This window comes from Metabacillus niabensis (assembly GCF_902829255.1).
In the GTDB taxonomy this organism is placed as follows: domain Bacteria; phylum Bacillota; class Bacilli; order Bacillales; family Bacillaceae; genus Metabacillus; species Metabacillus niabensis.
The window spans coordinates 1-3,134 of the sequence record NZ_CADEPK010000294.1 but is presented as its reverse complement, the minus strand read 5'-3'; the positions used below and the strand labels follow the sequence as shown (position 1 = coordinate 3,134).

Genomic DNA, 3,134 nt, shown 5'->3' with positions numbered 1-3,134 from the left:
TTATTTATATAATAAAGATATAATTAGTGTATTATCCAAATCTTTGATATGATAAGATTGCTAAAATAGCGTAAGGGAATGGTTGATGTTTGGAAAATACAATTAATGTTTTAAAGGAAAAGGTTATTTTAGTTGGATGCCAGTTACAAACAATGAGCGACCAACATTTTCAATATTCAATGGAGGAATTGGCTTCATTAACTAAAACGGCAAATGGTGAAGTAGTCGTTAGCCTCATGCAAAAAAGGGAACGACCACATCCAGCTACATACATAGGTAAGGGAAAGGTTAATGAGCTATTATCTTTAGTTGAAGAGATAAATCCTGATGTCGTTATTTTTAATGATGAATTATCTCCAAGTCAGCTGCGAAACATTTCATCTGCTCTTGATGTTAAAATAATTGATCGTACTCAATTAATTTTAGATATATTTGCTGGGCGAGCTAAGTCAAAGGAAGGAAAGTTGCAAGTTGAATTAGCGCAACTCCAATATTTGTTACCACGGTTAACAGGTCAAGGGATCGCCTTATCACGACAAGGCGGTGGAATCGGAACTAGAGGTCCTGGTGAGACACAACTTGAAACAGATAGACGTCATATTCGTAACCGTATTCATGAAATCAAGCAACAGCTTTCTACAGTAGTTCGTCATCGCAATCGATATAGAGAGAGAAGAAAGAAAAATCAAGCATTTCAAATTGCGCTCGTCGGTTATACGAATGCAGGAAAATCAACAATTTTTAATCGATTAACTACTGCGGGCAGTTATGAAGAAGATTTATTGTTTGCAACATTAGATCCGATGACTCGAAAAGTCCTGCTGCCATCTAACTATCAAGCACTTTTAACTGATACAGTGGGTTTTATCCAAGATTTACCTACTACATTAGTTGCTGCCTTTAGATCGACGCTTGAAGAAGTGAAAGAGGCAAATTTAATCCTCCATATCGTTGACAGTTCAAATGAAGATTATGAAAATCACGAAAAAACAGTGTATGATCTTTTAAAACAACTTGATGTGAAGGAAATACCGATTGTTACTGTTTACAATAAAAGAGATAGAACACCAGGGTCATTTGTCCCTTCGCCTAACGAGGACTATATCGAAATAAGTGCGTTTTCTAATGACGATTTACACTTGTTATTAGAGCATGTCGAAAAAGTAATGAAGGAAGCGATGGAGCCATATAGTATTAAAGTTCCTGCACGGGAAGGTAGTTTTATTTCAAGATTAAAATCAGAAACACTAATAGAAAAACTACAGTTTAATGAAGACGATGAAACATATGAGATTGATGGCTATGCCCTACAATCTCATGCAATAACTTCACAACTAGAGGAATATTCACAGAGAGGGTAAGGTTAATGTTTAATTATTTAAAAAATGGGGCTAAACTTGCCCCGATTGTCCAAAATGTCGAAAAGAAGCTTGGGGAACTATTTGAAGGAATTGACCGACGAAGTGAGGAAAATCAATTCCGTGTCTTAAAAAGTTTTCAGGCTCATCGAGTAAGTGATTCACATTTTATCCCGACTACAGGGTATGGATATGATGATACTGGTCGAGATACGTTAGAAGCAATCTATGCAGATGTTTTCGGCGGAGAAGCCGGATTAGTAAGACCGCAAATTATATCAGGGACTCACGCCATTTCGATTGCCTTATTTGGTGTGTTAAGACCAGGTGATGAGCTCATTTACATAACTGGAAAGCCTTATGACACGTTGGAGGAAATCGTTGGAATAAGGGGAAGTGGAATCGGCTCGTTAAAGGAATTTCAAATAGATTATCAAACGGTTGAATTAAAAAATAATGGCAAGGTTGACTTTGATGCCGTTGCGAAGGCTATTTCACCGAAAACTAAGATGATTGGGATCCAGCGTTCAAAAGGATATGCTACACGACCTTCTTTTACAATAGCTGAAATACAAGAAATGATCGAATTTGTTAAATCAATAAAAGAAGATGTTGTTATTTTTGTCGATAATTGCTATGGTGAATTTGTAGAAACGAAAGAACCATGCCATGTTGGCGCAGATTTAATGGCAGGCTCATTAATAAAAAATCCAGGTGGCGGACTCGCAAAAACTGGTGGCTATATTGTAGGGAAGCAATCTCTTGTGGAGGCTTGTTCTTACCGAATGACCTCACCAGGTATTGGAGCTGAAGCAGGTGCTTCACTATACAGCCTACAGGATATGTACCAAGGGTATTTTTTAGCACCGCATGTTGTTGGACAAGCACTTAAAGGTGCAGTGTTTACTGCGGCATTGTTAGAGGAATTTGGTATGAAAACAAACCCATCATGGAATAGTATGAGAACGGATTTAATCCAATCAGTACAATTTGATGATCCAGATAAAATGGTGGCATTTTGTCAAGCAATTCAATATGCTTCACCAATTAATTCATACGTTACTCCATACCCCAATTATATGCCTGGCTATGAAGATGATGTCATTATGGCGGCAGGTACATTTGTGCAAGGAGCTAGTATTGAATTATCTGCAGATGGACCATTACGTGAGCCATATGTAGCCTATGTCCAAGGCGGCCTCACATATTCGCATGTGAAAATAGCAATCTGTACAGCATTAGATTCTCTTATTGAGCAAGGATTAATTAAAGAAATATAAGAAAAGTACCGAAAAAACTTTATGTCATAATATATAACATAAAGTTGACACATAATATAACATGAGATATAATCAAATTAGAACAGAAGAGGAGCGAATAACATGAGTGATAATATAAGACGCTCAATGCCCCTATTTCCAATTGGAATTGTAATGCAACTAACAGAATTATCTGCAAGACAAATTCGCTATTATGAAGAGAATGAATTAATATTCCCTGCAAGAACTGACACAAATAGAAGACTTTTTTCTTTTAATGATGTTGATAAATTATTGGAGATTCGTAATTTAATTGAACAGGGTGTTAATTTAGCAGGAATTAAACAAATATTCTCACAAAAAGAAATGACAAAAACAGAAGTTGATAATGAACAGCCGACAACAGTCGACAAACCAAGTCTTAGTGATGCGGAGCTCCGGAAACTACTAAAATCGGAACTCATGCAGGCTGGAAGGTTTAATCGTCCCACATTAAGACACGGAGACATGTCTAGGT

The 3,134-nt window shown here is 36.8% G+C and carries 3 protein-coding genes; all 3 read left to right on the top strand.

The features are described from left to right. Positions 1-89 precede the first annotated feature (89 nt). On the top strand, positions 90-1,361 hold the full coding sequence (hflX, locus tag HU235_RS16830; RefSeq protein ID WP_267905722.1) for a GTPase HflX: 1,272 nt from the start codon (positions 90-92) through the stop codon (positions 1,359-1,361). Between the two features lie 5 nt (positions 1,362-1,366). Further along, entirely contained in the window at positions 1,367-2,638 is a 1,272-nt protein-coding gene (locus HU235_RS16825) for a methionine gamma-lyase family protein (RefSeq protein ID WP_095302322.1), read from the top strand. 102 nt (positions 2,639-2,740) lie between these two features. Then, on the top strand, positions 2,741-3,134 hold a 394-nt coding region (locus HU235_RS16820; RefSeq protein ID WP_174880953.1), incomplete at its 3' end, for a MerR family transcriptional regulator.